This window comes from Rhizobium johnstonii 3841 (assembly GCF_000009265.1).
Lineage (GTDB): Bacteria > Pseudomonadota > Alphaproteobacteria > Rhizobiales > Rhizobiaceae > Rhizobium > Rhizobium acaciae.
The window spans coordinates 62,696-79,914 of sequence record NC_008379.1 but is presented as its reverse complement, the minus strand read 5'-3'; the positions used below and the strand labels follow the sequence as shown (position 1 = coordinate 79,914).

The following is a 17,219-nucleotide window of genomic DNA, read 5'->3' as shown; positions in this document are numbered from 1 at the left end:
GCCGTCACACGTAGCGGAAGACGCCGATGGCGTAGACCACGGAGATGGCAAGAGCCCACCACAGGTTGGGCCCACCGAGCCCAAGCCATGCAAGATGAATGAAAGCGCTGCCCAGCAGCGAAATGAAGAGCCGGTCGCCGCGCGTCGTCTCGAAACGCAGCACGCCCGTACGCGGCGAGCCGCCCGGCGAAAAATATTCCCAGACACTCATGGCGATCAGAAGCGCCAGGATCGTCAGGAAGAACAGCGTCGTCGGCAGCGTCCAGGCCATCCAGGAAAAATTCATGACCGTCTCCTCCTCAAACGCGCCCGAGCGCGAAGCCCTTGGCGATGTAGTTGCGGACGAAATAGATGACGAGCGCGCCCGGAATGATGGTGAGCACGCCGGCAGCCGCCAGCACGCCCCAGTCCATGCCCGAGGCGGAGACCGTTCGCGTCATGATCGCCGAGATCGGCTTTGCCGCCGTCGTCGTCAGCGTGCGGGCCAGCAGCAGCTCGACCCACGAAAACATGAAGCAGAAGAAGCCCGCGACACCGACGCCGCTGGCGATCAACGGAATGAAGATCTTGATGAAGAAACGCGGGAAGGAATAACCGTCGATATAGGCGGTTTCGTCGATCTCCTTCGGCACACCGGACATGAAACCTTCGAGGATCCAGACGGCGAGCGGCACGTTGAACAGGCAGTGGGCAAGCGCCACGGCGATATGCGTGTCGATCAGGCCGAAGGCCGAATAGAGCTGGAAGAACGGCAGCGCGAAGACCGCCGGCGGCGCCATGCGGTTGGTCAGCAACCAGAAGAACAGGTGCTTGTCGCCGAGGAAGCGGTAGCGCGAGAAGGCGTAGGCTGCCGGCAGCGCCGCCGCGACCGAGATCACCGTGTTCATCACCACGTAGATGATCGAGTTGATATAGCCGTTGTACCAGGACGGATCGGTAAAGATGACCGTGTAGTTGCGCAGCGTCGGGTTCGTCGGCCAGAGCGAGAAGGCGCCGGTGATCTCGGAATTCTCCTTGAAGCTCATATTGATGAGCCAGTAGATCGGCAGGATCAGGAAGATGATGTAGATGGTCGGAACGAGCCAGGAAAGGCTGCCTGCAGGTTTGTATTTGTTGCTCATATCTCGCCCTCCCTTTTAGCCGTTCTCATCGCTGCTGGTCATCACGGTGTAGAACACCCATGAGAGCAGCAGGATGATGAGGAAGTAGATGATCGACATCGCCGCCGCCGGGCCAAGATCAAACTGGCCGACGGCCATCTTCACGAGGTCGATGGAGAGGAAGGTCGTCGAGTTGCCAGGCCCGCCGCCGGTGACGACGAAAGGCTCGGTATAGATCATGAAACTGTCCATGAAGCGCAGCAGCACGGCAATCAGCAGCACCCGCTTCATCTTCGGCAGCTGGATGTAGCGGAAGACGGACCAGCGCGAGGCACCGTCGATCTTGGCGGCCTGATAATAGGCGTCGGGGATCGAGACGAGGCCGGCATAGCAGAGCAGCACGACGAGGCTCGTCCAATGCCAGACGTCCATGACGATGACGGTCACCCAGGCATCGATGGGATCGCGGACATAATTGTAGTCGAGGCCGATCGCTTCGAGGGTGTGGCCGAGCAGTCCGATATCGACGCGTCCGAAAACCTGCCAGATGGTGCCGACGACATTCCACGGAATGAGCAGCGGCAGCGCCATCAGCACCAGGCAGACGGGAACACCCGGTCCTGATTTCGGCATGTTGAGCGCGATGAAGATGCCAAGCGGAATCTCCAGCGCCAGGATGATGAAGGAGAACAGCAGATTGCGCTGCAGCGATTCCCAAAAGCGGTCGGAATGCAGGGTCTGGACGAACCAATCGGTACCGGCCCAGAAGAACTCGTTGTTGCCGAACGTATCCTGCACCGAATAGTTGACGACGGTCATCAGCGGGATGACGGCCGAAAACGCCACGAGCAGCAGCACCGGCAGGACCAGAAACCAGGCTTTGTTATTCCACGTCTTCTGCATGGCTCAGGCCTCCCTGCCGACACGCCAACTGTCGGCGTAGATGCTGATGGCGGACGGATCGAAGGTGACACGGGCGTCCGCGGGAATGTCGGCGTCTTCAGGCACGACGATGGCGATCGGCTGATCGGCAAAGCGGGCGCGCACGATCTTTTGCCGGCCGATATCCTCGACCTTGCTGATCGTGATCGGCATGCCCTCCCGTCCGAGGCGAATGAATTCGGGACGGATGCCGAGTTCGGTTTTGGCCGTGCCTGACGTCTTCGGCGCGTATTCCAGCGTCAGGGTCTCATCTCCGACCTTAACAGTGCTGCCCTCGATCCTGGCCGGCATGAAATTCATACCCGGCGAACCGATGAAATAACCGACGAAAGTATGGCTCGGCCGCTCGAAGAGCTCGGCCGGCGTGCCGATCTGGACGATCTGGCCGTCATACATGACGACGACCTTTTCGGCGAAGGTCAGCGCCTCGGTCTGGTCGTGGGTGACATAGACCATGGTGAAGCCGAACTGCTTGTGCAGCCGCTTCAGCTGCGAGCGCAGCACCCATTTCATATGCGGATCGATGACGGTCAGCGGCTCGTCGAACAGGATGGCGTTGACGTCGTTGCGCACCAGGCCGCGGCCGAGCGAGATCTTCTGCTTCTGGTCGGCGGTCAGGCCCTGCGCCTTGCGCCTGGCCCAACTGGCAAGGTCGATCATTTCGAGGATGTCGCGGACACGCCGGTCGACGTCCGCCTCGGCCACACCGCGGTTGCGCAAGGGAAAGGCGAGATTGTCGTAGACGGTCATCGTGTCGTAGATCACGGGAAACTGGAACACCTGTGCGATGTTGCGGCTCTGCGTCGAAAGGTTCGTGACATCCTTGCCGTCGAACAGGATGCGGCCATGCGAGGGCTGCAGCAGGCCCGAGATGATGTTGAGCAGCGTGGTCTTGCCGCAGCCGGAGGGGCCGAGCAGCGCATAGGCGCCGCCATCGTTCCATTCGTGGTCGACTTCCTTCAGCGAATAATCCTTGTCGGACTTCGGATTGGCGCCGTAGGCGTGGCGGATATGGTCGAGCGTGATGCGTGCCATTGTGCTCTCCTATACCTTTCCGGCCGCAGCGATGGCGCGGCCGTCGCTGCCGAAGGCCATCAGGTGGCGGGTGTCGAGAAAAGCTTCGACCTCCATGTCGGGATCGATGTCGTGAATGCCATGCGCCAGCATCACCCAACGTACACCGTCATATTCCAGGTGAACGAAGCTCTCGGAGCCGGTGATCTCGGAAACCAGCGTGCGCGCCTGCAGGCGGGCCGCATCGCCGGTCTGCGGCGCAAGGCCGAGATGATGCGGGTGAAAGGCGATAGTGACGGGACCATCCGGCACGACGGCCAGATGCGAGGGAACCGGAATCGTGACCCCGCTCGGACGCGTGAACACGTTGCCTGACTTCGTGACGTCGAGGGTGTTCAGCGGCGGATCGGCGAAAATGCCGGCGGTGGCGAGATTTACGGGTCGGCGATAAACCTCGATCGTCGGCCCGAACTGGGTCACCCGGCCCTGGTTCAGCGTTGCCGTGTTGCCGCCAAGCAGGAGCGCCTCGGAAGGCTCGGTCGTCGCATAGACGAAGATCGCGCCGGATTGGGCAAAGATCTTCGGCAGTTCCTCGCGCAGTTCCTCGCGCAGCTTGTAATCGAGATTGGCGAGCGGCTCGTCCATCAGCACGAGGCTGGCATTCTTGACGAGTGCGCGCGCGAGCGCCGTGCGCTGCTGCTGGCCGCCGGACAGATTGAGCGGGGTGCGGTCGAGATAGGGCGTGAGCTTCAGAAGCTCGGCCGCCTTGCGCACCTCACGGTCGATCGTGGCAGCATCCTTGCCCGATATGCGCATCGGCGAGGCGATGTTGTTGTAGACGGTCAGCGCCGGATAGTTGATGAACTGCTGGTAGACCATGGCGACGTTGCGCTTCTGTACCGGCATGCCGGTGACGTCAGTGCCGTCGAAATGGATGGAGCCGCCTGTGGGACGGTCAAGCCCCGCCATCAGCCGCATCAGCGACGTTTTACCCGCGAGCGTCGGCCCGAGCAGAACATTCAGCGTGCCCCGCTCGAGAACCAGATCGGTCGGATAGATATGATAGTCCGCGCCCACCATCTTGGCGGCGTTTCGCAGTTCCAGCATTCCGATTCCCGTGCCTCCACGCAGCGGGGACCACATGGCTCCTACCCGGCCATCGCCGGCATGGCAGCCATGTACTCCTCCAGTGACTGGGCCTGCTCCTTCGAAAGGCGCAGACCATCCTTTGTTCTCCTCCACAGCACGTCTTCGGCGTGCCGGGCCCATTCATGTTCGACGAGATAGGTGACCTCTGCCTCGTAGAGATCGCCGCCGAACAGCCGTCCGAGATCGTCGATGCCGCTGGCATTGCCAAGCAACAGCTCCGCCTTGGTGCCGTAGCGGCGCACCAGGCGGCGGGCAAGCGGATCGGCGAGGAACGAATAACGCCGCCTCAGCTTGTCAACCTGTGCCTCGTAACCGCGGACCGGGAAATCGCCGCCCGGCAGATGGCTTTTGGCCGTCCACGGGGCACCCTTGGCGCCGATCGCAGCACCGATCTTCTCCAGCGCATGTTCGGAAAGCCGGCGATAGGTGGTGAGCTTGCCCCCGAAAACGTTGAGCAGCGGCGCGGCGTCACCTTCACCTTCCAGCTTCAGCACATAGTCGCGCGTCGCCTCCTGCGCCTTTGAGGCGCCGTCGTCATAAAGCGGCCTGACCGCCGAATAGGTCCAGACGATATCCTCCGGCCTGACCGGCTCCTTGAAATATTCAGACGCCGCATTGCAAAGATAGACGGTCTCCTCCTCGGAGATCCGGACATCCCGGGGATCGGCGGTGTAGTCGCGGTCGGTGGTGCCGATCAGGGTGAAGTCGCCCTCGTAGGGGATGGCGAAGATGATGCGGTTGTCGGGATTCTGGAAGAAATAGGCTCTCGCATCGTCGAATTTCTTCTTCACGACGATATGGCTGCCTTGGACGAGGCGGACATGATGGGCTTCGTTCTGGCCGAAGGCGGAACGGATGACATGGTCGACCCAAGGACCGGCGGCATTGACCAGCATGCGGGCCTGATGGCTGTCATTGCGACCGGTGACGGTATCGGTGGTCTCAATATGCCACAGGCCATTCTCGCGCCTTGCCGACACCACCTTGGTGCGCGGCATGATCAGCGCGCCCTTGTCGGCGGCATCGCGGGCGTTCAGCACCACCATACGGGCATCGTCGACCCAGCCGTCGGAATATTCGAAGGCCTTGGAAAACAGCGCCTTCAGCGGCTTGCCGGCCGGATCGCGGCGCATGTCGAGCACGGCTGTCGGCGGCAGCAGCTTGCGACCGCCGAGATGATCGTAAAGGAAGAGGCCAAGCCGGATCAGCCAGGCCGGGCGGATGCCGCCTTTGTGGTAGGGCAGTACGAAACGCAGCGGCCAGATGATGTGCGGCGCCATCGCCCAGAGGATCTCGCGCTCCATCAGCGATTCACGCACCAGGCGGAACTCGTAATGCTCGAGATAACGCAGGCCGCCATGGATCAGCTTGGTGGCGCCCGACGAGGTACCCGAGGCGAAATCTTTCATTTCCGCCAGCGCCACCGAATAACCGCGCCCGACAGCATCGCGCGCAATGCCGCAGCCGTTGATCCCGCCACCGATGACGAATATGTCGTGAATATTTCGGCCCAATTCCCCCTCCGAGCCCGCCGTCGATTTCGCATCGCACAAAACTTGCGCAATTGCGAAAGTAACACCAGTTAAAACGAAAGGAATACGAATGTCAAACGAATGTTTGTGAGGATCGATGTCTAGCGAGATCTGCCGTTGGTTTCGATTAATTTCACATTGTTTTCGAGGCAGAGATTGCGGATCGACGGCACCGGACAATGATCGGTGATGAAGGTATGAACTTGGGTAAGCTGGCCGATCCTGACCGGTGCGGTGCGTTCGAATTTCGTCGAATCGGCAACGAGAATGACATGTCTGGCATTGGCGATGATGGCCTGGGCGACCTTCACTTCGCGAAAATCATAGTCGAGAAGCGCGCCGTCGGTATCGATCGCCGACGCGCCGATCACGGCGTAATCGACCTTGAACTGGCGGATGAAATCGACGGCCGCCTCGCCGACGATCCCGCCGTCCGAACCACGCACGACCCCGCCGGCAATGACCACCTCGATTGCCGGGAAAAGTCGCAACCTATTGGCAACGTTGATATTGTTGGTGATCACCATCAGCTCGTGATGGTCGGCAAGCGCCTCGCCCACCGCCTCGGTCGTCGTTCCGATATTGATGAAAAGCGAGGCACCGCTCGGGATCAGCTCGACCGCGGCAATGCCGATCGCCTGTTTCTCGGAAGCGGCGATCTGGCGGCGCGCTTCGTATTTGACGTTCTCCGTCCCGCTCGGGAATGTGGCGCCGCCATGGATGCGCGTCAGCACCTGCGCATCGCAGAGATCGTTCAGGTCCTTGCGGATCGTCTGCGGCGTCACCGAAAAGCGGGAGGCGAGCTCCTCGACCAGCACCCTGCCGCTCGATTTCGCAATCGCCACGATTTCAGTTTGCCGGTCGGTCAAGAACATGAGCGTGCGCCTTTCGATCTGCTTTCGTTTTAAAGAAAGCGAACGGCGGCGCAATGCCTAACTGTTACCAGGCCGCCTTCACGGCCTGAATTCGGCGCTACCGCTTCCGCATCAGGTTGACGACGAGCACGCCGAGGATTGCCATGACGCCACCGACCGCGCCGAGCGCCGTCGGCGTTTCGCCCAGCCAGACGAACCCGATCAGCGTGGCGACCGGGGGAACGCCGTAGAGGAAATTCGAGGCACGGGCGGCCGTCAGCCGCTTCAGGGCGATCGCCCAGGTGAGGTAGCCGATCGCGGTCGGAAAGATAACGAGATAGGCAACGCCCCAGTTCACCTCCGCCGGTGCGGCGGCCAGCGCCTGGATGGTCGCCGGGACGGCCGGAAACAGCGGCACGGAACCGATGAGCAGGATCCATGCAGTGACGGCAAGCGCCGGCAGCCGTCCGAGCAGCGGCTTCTGCAGCACGCTGGCGATCGCCGAGCAGAGCGCTGCGCCGAGGATGAGGACGGCATTCGGATCGAGCTTGAAGCCGCCGTCGGAAGCGACCGCAATCAACGCCACGCCGCCGAAGGAAACCGCGGTGCCCACCCAGCCCCAGCGGCCGAAGCGCTCGCCGAGCGCGAATGTGGCAATGAGGGCGGTGAAGACGGGCATGGTGTTGATGATGAAGCTCGCCGGTCCTGCCGCAACGGTCTGCTCGCCGGTGTTCAACAGAACCGCATAGGCGGCGATGAAGAGCACGGCGGCAACGGAGAGGCGGAAAAAATCGCGTTTTTCCGGCATCGGCCGATAGATGACGAGATAGACGAGGGCGATGGCGCCGGCTGCCACATAGCGCGCCGTCGCCAGTTCGATCGGCGTCAGCGGCCCGAGACAGATGCGGATCACCACGAAGGAGGAAGCCCAGGAAAGGATGGTGACGACGATCGCCGCAAAGGCCACCAGATCGAACCCGCCTTGCTGTTTCGTCGAAATCGGTGCGCTTGCCGCCATGCTCATTTTCGCCTCCATATGTTGCTGCGACAGTGATTAGGCCTTCGATGCGTGCTTGAAAAGCATCGCAATCGATGATCAAATGTGCGTATGGTTCACAGCTCACCAGTGCTTCCGCCGCTCGATACGCTCGAGACCTTTGCCCGCGCCGCGCGGCTGGGATCGTTTTCGGCTGCCGCTGCGGAAAGCGGCATCACCCACGGCGCAGTGTCGCGCCAGGTTTCACGGCTGGAGCGCTGGATGGGCGTTCGCCTGTTTGCGCGCGAAGCCCGCGGCGTGCGCCTGACGCCGGAAGGCATGCGGTTTTTCGCGCGGGCGGAAGAAGCGCTTACGCTACTCGGCAATAGCGGCGAACGCTGGCTGCCTCGCCGCAACAAGGCGGTGGTGCGCCTTTCGGTGACGCCCTCTGTCGCCTCTCTATGGCTGTTTCAACGCCTGCCGAAGCTTGAAGGAAACGAGCTGCATGTCGAGCTGACGCTTGAGCACCGGCTGGCCGATTTCGGCGAAGGCACGGATCTTGCCATTCGCTGCGGCAAGGGACCATGGGCCGGCGTGCGCGCCCTGCCGCTCTGGCAGGAGAAATCGTTTCCGATCGCCGCCCCGGCGCTGGCGGAGCGGCTCGGGCAACGCTCCGATGCCTTGGCGCTGCTCGATCTGCCGATCCTGCACGATTCGAATATTGAAGGCTGGCGGCGTTGGCTCTCTCGTGAGGGCGTCGACTATATACCGCGCGGCCACGATCGGCGCTTCGAGGACTACAATCTAGTGATCGATGCCTGCGCCCAGGGCCTCGGGATAGCGCTCGCGCGGCCGCCGCTGTCGGATGCCGCGCTGGCCACCGGGCGCGTCGTGGCGGTGTCGGAGCGGACGCTCGATTACCATGTGGCCTTTCACCTGATTAGACCGGACGAGGCCCTGAGAAGCCCTGCCATCGAATTCGCAAGCCGCTTCCTGCGCGAGGCCGGCCATGACAAGGCGACGATCGCTACTTTTATCGCACCCGGCCGAGCGAAAGCGTAGGCGGAAAGCTGGGCTCCGGCGATCGCCGGTCGCTACTCCGCCGAAAACTTCAGGCGCATTTCCTTCGCCAGTTCGAACCCAGCGGTGCGATAGACGGGTTCGCCTGGATCCGAGGCATGAATGACGGCGGTGGTGCAGCCGATCGATTTCAGATAGTCGACAGCCTTGTTGGTCAACGCCAGTGCGATGCCGCGCCGGCGGAAGGCGTCGGCAACATAGACGGACCAGATGTAACCGTGCAGCCGCTGTTCCGGCCGGATGACCTCCGGAAAGGGCGATCGGTGCAGCTGGCAGGAGGCGGAACCGGCAATGTCACCGTCGATGATGGCAAGGAACGAGGCCAGGCGGCGCTCTTCGCGACCGCTTCTGATGAAAGACAAGATCTGCGCCGCCGCATCCGGCCTGTAGTGTTCTGGTGGTGTGCCGTAGCTGTCCCAGATCTTCAGATAGTGCCCCACCAGGATCTCGTCCTCGTCGGGCGTTGCCATTCGAATATCCATCATGTCGTGATCCGGCTTGGGCATGCGAGGGCGCGAAATCGCGCCTCAGAAGAGATGGCGCCCCCTTGCCGTCATACGGCAGGAGGCACCGAAAAGGCATATCAATTCGCTGCCGTCAGCGTCATCGAGGCGCTGCCGGCCGCAACGTTTAGGCCGAGCTGACCGGTCAGGCTGACCGTCTGCAGATGGATCGAACCGGAAGTGCCGCCAACCAGGAGATTGGCGCCGACACCGGCGCCGAGCGTCGCTTCGGCGGTGGCGCCGACATAGAGGCCGGCGAGCGATCCGCGGTGGTAGCCGGCCGTCGGCGCGAACACGGCCCAGATCAGGCGGCTGCGCGTGGTGAAGCCAAGGTCGATGCCGAGCTTTCTCATTTCACCCGTATAACGATCCGAAAGTTCGTTGCCGACGGTCGACTGGAAGATGCAGTCTGCCTCTTTGGAGGAACCGAGCACGTAACCCGTGCCGCCGCCGATATCGCAGGTGAGGTAACCGATCTTCACGCCATTGCGCAGGTCCGGCTCTTCATATGTCCTAGTGCCGAGATCGGCGGCATTGACCGCCGCAGCGCCGACAAACGTCAACGATACCGCGGCAAACGCCGTCGCAAGAATTTTTTTCATAAGTTTCTCCTTCTCAAATCGTGACGGGAGCATACCCGGCTACTCGCCACCAGATTCGGCAACAGATAACGGACGGAACCGCAAAACGCTCCCGACCCGGCATCATTTACGCATCGCATGTCAAAGCGCATGGGAGGGCGCAGGCGACAAACACGCTTACGGTTCAGCTCCCATTGGGACATTTCGAAGGCATCTTTTCGCGTCATCCGGTTATTTCACGATGTTGTCAGGGATGGTTGCCGGAAAGGCACGATCCTGATCGCCGTCAAATTGCAGGCGCCCCATTTGGATAGGCGATCGATGATCGCGAAGGTTGCCATGCCGTATAGATAGCTGTACTATTTGAAAATACTCTCCATGCAGCACTGCAACTGGAGAGGAAACGGCATGATTGCTTGGCATTGCCACAGAATTTCCGCTTGCTGTCCGGAAAACTGCTTCTGTTCGAACAGAAACCAAGTCTGAATTTGAGAAATATAATCAGGCGATATTTTCGCGGGGGCCGGACAATCGTACGCCCGCTCATCTCTATTGGAGATAGCGGGTAATTTATCGGGAGGGAAAGATGCGCATACGCAAGACAAACATCATACTGGCGGGATGCCTTGCCGTCTCCGCCTGCCAGTCCGGGCCGACTTCGCAGGCCGTCTCGGATCGTAATTCCGAATTCGGCTGCATCGCGGGAACGGTCGGCGGCGCGATTGTCGGTGGCTTGATCGGCAGTACGATCGGCGCCGGAACCGGGCAGGTGCTTGCTATCGGCGCCGGCATAGGCGGCGGCGGTTTCGTAGGCAACCGCCTAGCTTGCCGATAATTGGGGAGGGATAGCAAACGATGAAAACCTTGGCTTTCGCGACGACACTCATCCTGTGCCAATGTGTTGGGGCAGTGGCGCAACAGCAGCAACAGCCCGGATCGATGCATCAGGGCCAGATGGACCGGCTCGACGGCAATGCCAGCAAGGCCGTCGACCGTTCGGAATACGAGACCTTCATGGGCACAGCTTTCGGAAGTCTCGACAAGAACAAGGACGGCAGCCTGCAGTCCGACGAGACGGTGCAGATCCTGACGGTCGAGCAATTCACTTTGACCGACGCGAACCACAACGGCCGCATCAGCCGAACCGAATTCATGCAGCGGGTGATGTCGGATTTCGCGACCGCCGACCACGACCGGGACGGAAACCTTCAGTGATGTAGACGTCAAACCGAGTGTGGCAATAAAGAAAAACCCGGCAACGTGTTTCGCCGGGTTTTTATACTTTAATCTGTCCGCGTTATACTTTTCGCATCAGTCGCATGACGAGCGATACGACGAACAGCACCAGGAAAATGAAGAACAGAACCTGGGCAATGGAAGCTGAAGCCCCTGCGATGCCGCCAAATCCGAGGACGCCGGCAATCAAGGCCACGACGAGAAACACCAGAGCGTAATAAAGCATCGCAATCTCCTTTTACGTTGCTGCGGAGATAACGGAGGCCGCCCCATTTGGTTCCCGTCCGTCTCATGGCCGGCACATGCAACGTGGCTCCGGCTGATTTCAGCCGACGTGAAAGACGCCGCTGTACGTCCGGTCGCCTTCATTCGGCTCGGGAGGTTCGGCTGCGTCGAGATAGGCCTTGAGCGGCCCGGTAAGCACAAACCAGATGCTGGCTCCCAGCATGAAACAGGCTCCCACCGGATCGTCGATGCGGGCGATGAACGGAAGGCAGGCCGATGCGAACAGGACGATGATCCGCACCGACCACTCCGCCTCACGTTTGGCGATGGCGCGCGCTCTCAGCGACTTGTACTCCCGGGCGCCGTAACCGCCTTGCCCTGCCTTCACAGCCGAAAGCAGCTTTCGCGCGGACGGCAGCGCCAGCATGACCAGCGCGGCAACACTGAGCGTGAAAGTCCGACCGGCCATGAACTGCCCGCTCGCGATCAGAAGAAAGGAGAGCACAACGAGATTCCACGTCGGCTCCAGCAGCTCCGGCGGTTGCCGCGTGCGGAGATGCCAACTCCGCAGCAAACCCGCCGCGCCGTGCAGTAGCGGCTGATCGATATAACGATTGATCCAGTCCATGCCGATGCGCCCGTCCCCGATTGCATGAAGAGGCCTCCGAACACCACGGAATTTGGTCATCATCGTGGCAAGGCGGCCGCAATGTTTGCCATTGAGCCGACTTTCACCAGCTGTGCTGACTAATCCAATTCCTGCGCAACTTCCCAGGCATGGCCCGACGGGTCCGCAAAGGCTGCGGTACGGCGACCCCATGGACGATCGATGGGGCCATTGAGCAGCGTTACCCCAAGTCTGCGCAGCTCGGCGCAGGCAGCATCGACGTCGTCGACCTTGATCGTCAGCAGGATACGCGCGCCGGAACGCGGCGCGGCCACTGTCGATGGCTCGACCAGTTGCGGCGCTTCCGTCACTTTCAGCAGGTTGACCATCGTCCCTGAGAATTTCAGCACCGAGGACACCGCGTCCTCGTAGACGGACTCAGGTGCAAAGACCTTCTGGTAGAAGGCTTTGGCCTCGTCGATATCATCGACGAACAGGGTGATAACCTCGATCCTGTCTAACAGCCTGGACATCTCTTCCTCCGTTGCTCCGGCCATTCAGTCGATATCGCCGGCCGGCTCTCTGCTGGTCGCTTCGAGCCTCACGGTTTCGACATGCCGCAGCGAAAAAAGCCGTCAGCTCCTGAGGCCAGGCGCTTCATGGCCGGTGCGCGCCACATATTCCGTGTAGCCGCCGCCATATTGGTGAATGCCGTCGGGCGTCAGCTCCAGCACCCGGTTGGAGAGTGCGGCCAGGAAATGCCGATCGTGCGAAACGAACAGCATGGTGCCCTCATATTGCGACAGCGCCTTGATCAGCATTTCCTTGGTGTCGAGGTCGAGATGGTTCGTCGGCTCGTCGAGCACGAGCAGGTTCGGCGGGTCGAACAGCATCATTGCCATGACCAGCCGCGCCTTCTCACCGCCTGACAGCACCCGGCACCGCTTCTCGATATCGTCGCCGGAGAAGCCGAAACATCCGGCCAGCGCACGCAAAGGCCCCTGCCCTGCTTGGGGAAACCGGTGTTCCAACGATTGGAAGACGGTGTGCTCGCCGTCGAGAATATCCATGGCGTGCTGGGCGAAATAGCCCATCTTGACGCTGGCGCCCAGCGCGACGCTGCCTTCGTCGGGCTCGGCGGTGCCCGTCACCAGTTTCAACAGCGTCGACTTGCCGGCGCCGTTGATGCCCATGATGCACCAGCGTTCCCGGCGCCGCACCATGAAATCCAGCCCCTCGTAGATGCTGCGGCTGCCGTATTTCTTGTGGACGTTCTTCAGGCTGACCACGTCCTCGCCGGAACGCGGTGCGGGCTGGAAATCGAAGGCGACCGACTGGCGGCGCTTGGGCGGCTCCACCCGGTCGATCTTCTCCAGCTTCTTCACGCGGCTCTGCACCTGCGAGGCATGGGAGGCGCGCGCCTTGAAGCGCTCAATGAACTTGATCTCCTTGGCGAGCATTGCCTGCTGGCGTTCGAACTGGGCCTGCTGCTGCTTCTCGTTCTGCGCCCGCTGCTGCTCGTAGAATTCATAGTCGCCAGAATAGGCCGTCAGCGTGCCGCCGTCGATCTCGATGATCTTGGTGACGATGCGGTTCATGAACTCGCGGTCGTGCGAGGTCATCAGCAGCGCGCCCTCGTAGCCTTTCAGAAATTCCTCCAGCCAGATCAGGCTTTCCAAATCCAGATGGTTGCTCGGCTCGTCGAGCAGCATGACGTCGGGGCGCATGAGGAGGATACGGGCGAGCGCCACGCGCATCTTCCAGCCGCCCGACAGCGCGCCGACATCGCCGTCCATCATTTCCTGGCTGAAGCTCAGGCCGGCGAGCACTTCGCGGGCGCGGCCCTCGAGAGCATAACCGTCCAACTCCTCATAGCGCGCCTGCACCTCGCCGTAGCGCTCGATGATCTCTTCCATGTAGTCGGCTTGCTCGGGGTCGGCCATGGCCGCCTCGAGCTCGCGCAATTCGCCGGCAACGATGCTGACCGGACCTGCGCCGTTCATCACCTCGGCGACGGCGCTATGGCCCGCCATTTCGCCGACATCCTGGTTGAAATAACCGATGGTGACGCCCTTCTCGCAGGAGACCTGCCCCTCGTCGGGCTGTTCCTCGCCGTTGATCATCCGGAAGACGGTCGTCTTGCCGGCGCCGTTCGGGCCGACGAGACCGATCTTCTCGCCTCTGTTGAGGGCTGCGGACGCCTCGATGAAGAGGATGCGGTGGCTGAGCTGCTTGCTGATGTTTTCGATACGGATCATGGTTTGCGCGGGAGCCCGGAGAAGGAGATTTTGGCGCGCTTATGCCATGCGGGGAAACCGGGGGATAGCCCTGTTTCCCACCCTCTCGATCAAGAGTATGATGCCGAAAGGCATGAGCGGTTTTCGAACGACATCATGCCCACCTTCTTTAATTTGGAACAGGATTGGCTAATATCGCGGCTCACGCCACCGGAGACCTGTGCCAATGAGCGTTCGTCCGCCGCAGTCCTTCCTACAATCCGAGCAGGATAGAAACGGCTTCAACGTCCTCGAATACGAGCTGATGTCAGAACGCGCGGATTCGCTTGGACGTCACGGACTGAAGGTGGAGGCGGCCCTTGCCGCCCTGAAGGCCTGGGCTGCCGATCGCCAGAGCGCCGAAGACCGCGAAAGGCTTCTCGACGACGCATCCGACGCCGTCTGGGCGTTCTTCATCCAGCGTGAGATCTGCGGCTTGCGGAACAACCGCGACGCCATCCAGCGCTACGGCATCCCGAATGAAGTGATCGCCAGATTGGGCGCAATCCGGAAATAACGAGGGCAACGGCTGGTGTGGCAGCCTCGCTATTGGGTGGAAATCCCCGGCGCGGAACGGTATGGCTGGGTGCCGCACCAATGCGAAAGGAAACGCGATGCCAATCTCCATCCGGATCGGGAATCAGGATCTCACCGTCGATGTCTCCTCCCTCGGCGCCGAGATGCAGGCGCTCACCTCAGGCGACGGACGCTCGTGGCTTTGGACGGGCGATGCAGCCTTCTGGACCGGGCGGTCGCCGATCCTGTTTCCGATCGTCGGCAAGGCGCCGGACGACAAGATCGCGATCGACGGTACGGTCTACCCGATGGCCCAGCATGGCTTTGCCCGCCGCAGCGAATTCGCGCTTGCGGCCTCCACTGAGACGATGTGCCGGTTCGAACTGGCCGCCTCCGAAGCGACGCGGGCGGTCTATCCGTTTGATTTTCAGCTGGCCGTGGTGCATGCGGTCGAGGGCCGGGCGTTGACCGTCACGGCGGAGGTCACCAATCGCGACCCAAAGCCGATGCCGTTCGGGCTCGGCTTCCATTCGGCCTTCGCCTGGCCATTGCCGGGGGCTTCCGGGCGCGACCATATCGTGACGCTCGACAACAAGGGCGAACCCGCACTTGTGCGGCTGGAAGGCGGCCTCATCAATCCCGCGCCCCTGCCCTCGCCGTTTAATGCTGGCCGGCTTGTGCTCGATCATTCGATGTTCGAACAGGATGCAATGATTTTCCCTGATGGTGCGGGCGAAGGCCTGGCGTATGGCTCCGAAGGTGGCCCGGCCATGCGGTTCCATTTCAAGAACCTGCCCAATCTTGCGCTGTGGACCAAGCCGGGCGCGCCCTTCCTCTGCATCGAGCCTTGGCATGGAACGGCCGCGGAAGCGGGAGCTTCGAGCGAGCTGTCGAAGAGACCGTCGACCACGATCCTGGCGCCGGGCGCCGTGGCGAGCTTTGCCTTCACGGTCGAAATTCCGCAATAGGAAGGCAGCGGAAAGCGCTCGCCGGCAAGCCGGGCGAGCGCCGATATTTCAGTGAGCGCCGGCGCCACCGCCGGCCCGCGGTTTCTGGGTGAGCAGTAGGGCGACGGCTGCAATGGCAAGAACCACGCCGATGACGGCGAAGGTATCGGCAAAACCGAGGATGAGGGCCTGGCGTTTGACGACCTGGCCAAGCGCCACGACGGCTTTCTGGGCTGCGACGGCATGGTCGGAGACACCATGCTGCACGAAGTAGCCTGTCAATTGGTCGAGACGGGTGCGGACTTCATCGCGGCCGAGCGTCACCGACTGGCCGATGATGTTCGAGTGGAACTGCTCGCGTTTGGTCAGCACCGTGCCGAGCGTTGCCGTGCCGACGGCGCCGCCGAGATTGCGCAGCATGTTGGTCAGGCCCGAGGCGGCGGCCGCATCCGAAGGCGCGATGCCGGCGGTGGTGATGGCAGTGATCGGCGTCAGCACCAGGGCCTGGCCGATGGCGCGGATGATGTTCGGAATCCAGAATTGGTCGCCAGCCGTATCGGCTGACAACGTGATGTTCATGAAGCAGCTTATCGCAAAGATCGAGATGCCGAGGAAGCCGATATACCGCGCATCGAAGCGCTTCATCATCATCGGCACGAGCGGGATCAAAAGCAGCTGCGGCAGGCCGGTCCAGGCCAGCACATTGCCGATCTGCTCGGCATTATAGCGCTGCACCTGGCCGAGATATTGCGGCAGGATATAGACGGTGCCGAAGAGGGCGACGCCGACCAGCACGTTGACGGCAACGCCGATGCCGAAGTTACGCTGCTTCAGCAGCCGCAGCTTGACCAGCGGCTTCTCCACCGTGAGCTCGATCCAGATGAAGGCGACGAGGAAGACGAAGGCGAGGATGCTGAGCTTGACGATGAAGGGCGAGGAGAACCAGTCCTCCTTGTTGCCTTCCTCAAGCACCGTCTGCAATGCCGAGAGGCCGATCGCCATGCTGATGATCCCCGCCCAGTCGCCTTCCCGGAGCAGGCCGAGCTGCATCGGCTGCTTGTCGAGCGTCAGGGCAAGGGCTACCGCCATGATGGCGCTCGGGACGGCGTTGATGAAGAAGATCGTCTGCCAGCCGTAGTTTTCGGTGAGATAACCGCCGATGGTCGGGCCGATCGCCGGTGCGAAGGTGACCGAGAGCGCGAAGGCCGCAAGGCCGAGCGGCTGCTGATGCTTCGGCAGCTTGGTCAGCACCATGGTGAAGGCCATGGGGATCAGCACGCCGCCGGCAAAACCCTGCAGGCCGCGCAGCACGATCATCGTGCCGAGATCATGGGCGAAGGCACAGCCGATCGAAAACAGCGGAAAGAGGACGGAATTGACGAGGATATAACGGCGGAAAGAGAAGACGTTGCTGAAATAGGCCGTCAGCGGGATGACGACGATCTCGCCGATCAGGTAGGAGGTGGAGATCCAGGCGCCATTGTCGACGCCTGTTCCGATGCCGCCCTCGATGTCGAGAAGCGAGGCATTGGTGATCTGGATGTTGAGGATCGCCATGAAGGCGCCGATCATGCCGGCGAGAACGGCGATCCATTCCCTGGTGCTGGCGCCGGTTTTCGGCTGCGGAACGGCGATGGCTGTTGCTGCAATGGTGGACATGACACGAACTCCTCGTCCCCCG

General features: G+C 61.6%; 20 protein-coding genes. 5 read left to right on the top strand and 15 right to left on the bottom strand.

Going from position 1 to position 17,219, the window contains the following annotated elements:
* Nucleotides 1-4: 4 nt before the first annotated feature.
* The 8 genes from RL_RS26275 to RL_RS26240 all read right to left on the bottom strand — a co-directional run bounded on the left by RL_RS26275 (nt 5) and on the right by RL_RS26240 (nt 7,627).
* Nucleotides 5-286: a DUF2160 domain-containing protein gene (locus tag RL_RS26275; protein WP_003549529.1), complete on the bottom strand. Its 282-nt coding sequence runs from the start codon at nt 284-286 to the stop codon at nt 5-7.
* Nucleotides 287-299: 13 nt separating this feature from the next.
* The gene (locus RL_RS26270) at nt 300-1,121 is read right to left on the bottom strand and encodes a carbohydrate ABC transporter permease (protein WP_011649611.1); all 822 of its coding nucleotides are present in this window, start codon (nt 1,119-1,121) and stop codon (nt 300-302) included.
* A gap of 15 nt (nt 1,122-1,136) precedes the next feature.
* The gene (locus tag RL_RS26265) at nt 1,137-2,003 is read right to left on the bottom strand and encodes a carbohydrate ABC transporter permease (RefSeq protein WP_011649610.1); all 867 of its coding nucleotides are present in this window, start codon (nt 2,001-2,003) and stop codon (nt 1,137-1,139) included.
* 3 nt (nt 2,004-2,006) lie between these two features.
* Nucleotides 2,007-3,077, bottom strand: a complete 1,071-nt coding sequence (locus RL_RS26260; RefSeq protein ID WP_011649609.1) for an ABC transporter ATP-binding protein — start codon at nt 3,075-3,077, stop codon at nt 2,007-2,009.
* A 9-nt stretch (nt 3,078-3,086) separates the two neighbouring features.
* Nucleotides 3,087-4,163, bottom strand: a complete 1,077-nt coding sequence (locus RL_RS26255) for an ABC transporter ATP-binding protein (RefSeq protein WP_011649608.1) — start codon at nt 4,161-4,163, stop codon at nt 3,087-3,089.
* Nucleotides 4,164-4,204: 41 nt separating this feature from the next.
* On the bottom strand, nt 4,205-5,719 hold the full coding sequence (glpD, locus tag RL_RS26250; protein ID WP_028743339.1) for a glycerol-3-phosphate dehydrogenase: 1,515 nt from the start codon (nt 5,717-5,719) through the stop codon (nt 4,205-4,207).
* A 119-nt stretch (nt 5,720-5,838) separates the two neighbouring features.
* Nucleotides 5,839-6,612: a DeoR/GlpR family DNA-binding transcription regulator gene (locus RL_RS26245; RefSeq protein ID WP_011649606.1), complete on the bottom strand. Its 774-nt coding sequence runs from the start codon at nt 6,610-6,612 to the stop codon at nt 5,839-5,841.
* A gap of 97 nt (nt 6,613-6,709) precedes the next feature.
* Complete coding sequence (locus RL_RS26240; protein WP_011649605.1) at nt 6,710-7,627, bottom strand: DMT family transporter; 918 nt, start codon at nt 7,625-7,627, stop codon at nt 6,710-6,712.
* 72 nt (nt 7,628-7,699) lie between these two features.
* On the opposite strand from RL_RS26240, the gene RL_RS26235 reads away from it, so the two are divergent.
* Nucleotides 7,700-8,629: a LysR family transcriptional regulator gene (locus RL_RS26235; RefSeq protein WP_011649604.1), complete on the top strand. Its 930-nt coding sequence runs from the start codon at nt 7,700-7,702 to the stop codon at nt 8,627-8,629.
* 32 nt (nt 8,630-8,661) lie between these two features.
* Here the strand turns inward: RL_RS26235 and RL_RS26230 are convergent, their stop codons facing one another.
* Together RL_RS26230 and RL_RS26225 are read right to left on the bottom strand one after the other, a co-directional pair.
* Nucleotides 8,662-9,129, bottom strand: coding sequence for a GNAT family N-acetyltransferase (locus RL_RS26230; protein ID WP_028743340.1), 468 nt, complete (start codon nt 9,127-9,129; stop codon nt 8,662-8,664).
* Between the two features lie 101 nt (nt 9,130-9,230).
* Nucleotides 9,231-9,752, bottom strand: coding sequence for a DUF992 domain-containing protein (locus RL_RS26225; RefSeq protein WP_011649602.1), 522 nt, complete (start codon nt 9,750-9,752; stop codon nt 9,231-9,233).
* 565 nt (nt 9,753-10,317) lie between these two features.
* Here RL_RS26225 and RL_RS26220 point away from each other — a divergent pair.
* Entirely contained in the window at nt 10,318-10,566 is a 249-nt protein-coding gene (locus tag RL_RS26220) for a membrane protein (RefSeq protein WP_003549546.1), read from the top strand.
* A 20-nt stretch (nt 10,567-10,586) separates the two neighbouring features.
* Nucleotides 10,587-10,946 carry a hypothetical protein gene (locus RL_RS26215; RefSeq protein ID WP_011649601.1) on the top strand — a complete coding sequence of 120 codons (360 nt, stop codon included), beginning with the start codon at nt 10,587-10,589 and terminating at the stop codon, nt 10,944-10,946.
* An 82-nt stretch (nt 10,947-11,028) separates the two neighbouring features.
* On the opposite strand, the gene RL_RS37120 is transcribed toward RL_RS26215, so the two are convergent.
* The 4 genes from RL_RS37120 to RL_RS26195 form a co-directional block, all read right to left on the bottom strand.
* Nucleotides 11,029-11,193, bottom strand: a complete 165-nt coding sequence (locus tag RL_RS37120) for a DUF1328 domain-containing protein (RefSeq protein WP_003549551.1) — start codon at nt 11,191-11,193, stop codon at nt 11,029-11,031.
* Nucleotides 11,194-11,292: 99 nt separating this feature from the next.
* Nucleotides 11,293-11,883, bottom strand: a complete 591-nt coding sequence (locus RL_RS26205) for a hypothetical protein (protein ID WP_011649600.1) — start codon at nt 11,881-11,883, stop codon at nt 11,293-11,295.
* 56 nt (nt 11,884-11,939) lie between these two features.
* The gene (locus RL_RS26200; protein WP_011649599.1) at nt 11,940-12,332 is read right to left on the bottom strand and encodes a VOC family protein; all 393 of its coding nucleotides are present in this window, start codon (nt 12,330-12,332) and stop codon (nt 11,940-11,942) included.
* A 102-nt stretch (nt 12,333-12,434) separates the two neighbouring features.
* Complete coding sequence (locus RL_RS26195; RefSeq protein WP_011649598.1) at nt 12,435-14,057, bottom strand: ABC-F family ATP-binding cassette domain-containing protein; 1,623 nt, start codon at nt 14,055-14,057, stop codon at nt 12,435-12,437.
* A gap of 205 nt (nt 14,058-14,262) precedes the next feature.
* Here RL_RS26195 and RL_RS26190 point away from each other — a divergent pair, with 205 nt between their 5' ends.
* Nucleotides 14,263-14,592, top strand: a complete 330-nt coding sequence (locus tag RL_RS26190; protein ID WP_032993230.1) for a DUF6665 family protein — start codon at nt 14,263-14,265, stop codon at nt 14,590-14,592.
* A gap of 97 nt (nt 14,593-14,689) precedes the next feature.
* Nucleotides 14,690-15,559 carry an aldose 1-epimerase family protein gene (locus tag RL_RS26185; RefSeq protein WP_028743341.1) on the top strand — a complete coding sequence of 290 codons (870 nt, stop codon included), beginning with the start codon at nt 14,690-14,692 and terminating at the stop codon, nt 15,557-15,559.
* A 48-nt stretch (nt 15,560-15,607) separates the two neighbouring features.
* Here RL_RS26185 and RL_RS26180 read toward each other — a convergent pair whose 3' ends face one another.
* On the bottom strand, nt 15,608-17,197 hold the full coding sequence (locus RL_RS26180) for an MDR family MFS transporter (RefSeq protein WP_011649595.1): 1,590 nt from the start codon (nt 17,195-17,197) through the stop codon (nt 15,608-15,610).
* Nucleotides 17,198-17,219: the final 22 nt, after the last annotated feature.

Excerpts from the sequence above, each read along its gene's own strand:
- RL_RS26255 (WP_011649608.1), bottom strand. The coding sequence starts at position 4,163 with ATGCTGGAACTGCGAAACGCCGCCAAGATGGTGGGCGCGGACTATCAT.
- RL_RS26225 (WP_011649602.1), bottom strand. The coding sequence starts at position 9,752 with ATGAAAAAAATTCTTGCGACGGCGTTTGCCGCGGTATCGTTGACGTTT.
- RL_RS26230 (WP_028743340.1), bottom strand. The coding sequence starts at position 9,129 with ATGGATATTCGAATGGCAACGCCCGACGAGGACGAGATCCTGGTGGGG.
- RL_RS26185 (WP_028743341.1), top strand. The coding sequence starts at position 14,690 with ATGCCAATCTCCATCCGGATCGGGAATCAGGATCTCACCGTCGATGTC.
- RL_RS26195 (WP_011649598.1), bottom strand. The coding sequence starts at position 14,057 with ATGATCCGTATCGAAAACATCAGCAAGCAGCTCAGCCACCGCATCCTC.
- RL_RS26215 (WP_011649601.1), top strand. The coding sequence starts at position 10,587 with ATGAAAACCTTGGCTTTCGCGACGACACTCATCCTGTGCCAATGTGTT.
- RL_RS26205 (WP_011649600.1), bottom strand. The coding sequence starts at position 11,883 with ATGATGACCAAATTCCGTGGTGTTCGGAGGCCTCTTCATGCAATCGGG.
- RL_RS37120 (WP_003549551.1), bottom strand. The coding sequence starts at position 11,193 with ATGCTTTATTACGCTCTGGTGTTTCTCGTCGTGGCCTTGATTGCCGGC.
- RL_RS26220 (WP_003549546.1), top strand. The coding sequence starts at position 10,318 with ATGCGCATACGCAAGACAAACATCATACTGGCGGGATGCCTTGCCGTC.
- RL_RS26235 (WP_011649604.1), top strand. The coding sequence starts at position 7,700 with ATGGTTCACAGCTCACCAGTGCTTCCGCCGCTCGATACGCTCGAGACC.
- RL_RS26245 (WP_011649606.1), bottom strand. The coding sequence starts at position 6,612 with ATGTTCTTGACCGACCGGCAAACTGAAATCGTGGCGATTGCGAAATCG.
- RL_RS26180 (WP_011649595.1), bottom strand. The coding sequence starts at position 17,197 with ATGTCCACCATTGCAGCAACAGCCATCGCCGTTCCGCAGCCGAAAACC.
- RL_RS26190 (WP_032993230.1), top strand. The coding sequence starts at position 14,263 with ATGAGCGTTCGTCCGCCGCAGTCCTTCCTACAATCCGAGCAGGATAGA.
- RL_RS26200 (WP_011649599.1), bottom strand. The coding sequence starts at position 12,332 with ATGTCCAGGCTGTTAGACAGGATCGAGGTTATCACCCTGTTCGTCGAT.
- RL_RS26270 (WP_011649611.1), bottom strand. The coding sequence starts at position 1,121 with ATGAGCAACAAATACAAACCTGCAGGCAGCCTTTCCTGGCTCGTTCCG.
- RL_RS26275 (WP_003549529.1), bottom strand. The coding sequence starts at position 286 with ATGAATTTTTCCTGGATGGCCTGGACGCTGCCGACGACGCTGTTCTTC.
- RL_RS26260 (WP_011649609.1), bottom strand. The coding sequence starts at position 3,077 with ATGGCACGCATCACGCTCGACCATATCCGCCACGCCTACGGCGCCAAT.
- RL_RS26265 (WP_011649610.1), bottom strand. The coding sequence starts at position 2,003 with ATGCAGAAGACGTGGAATAACAAAGCCTGGTTTCTGGTCCTGCCGGTG.
- RL_RS26240 (WP_011649605.1), bottom strand. The coding sequence starts at position 7,627 with ATGGAGGCGAAAATGAGCATGGCGGCAAGCGCACCGATTTCGACGAAA.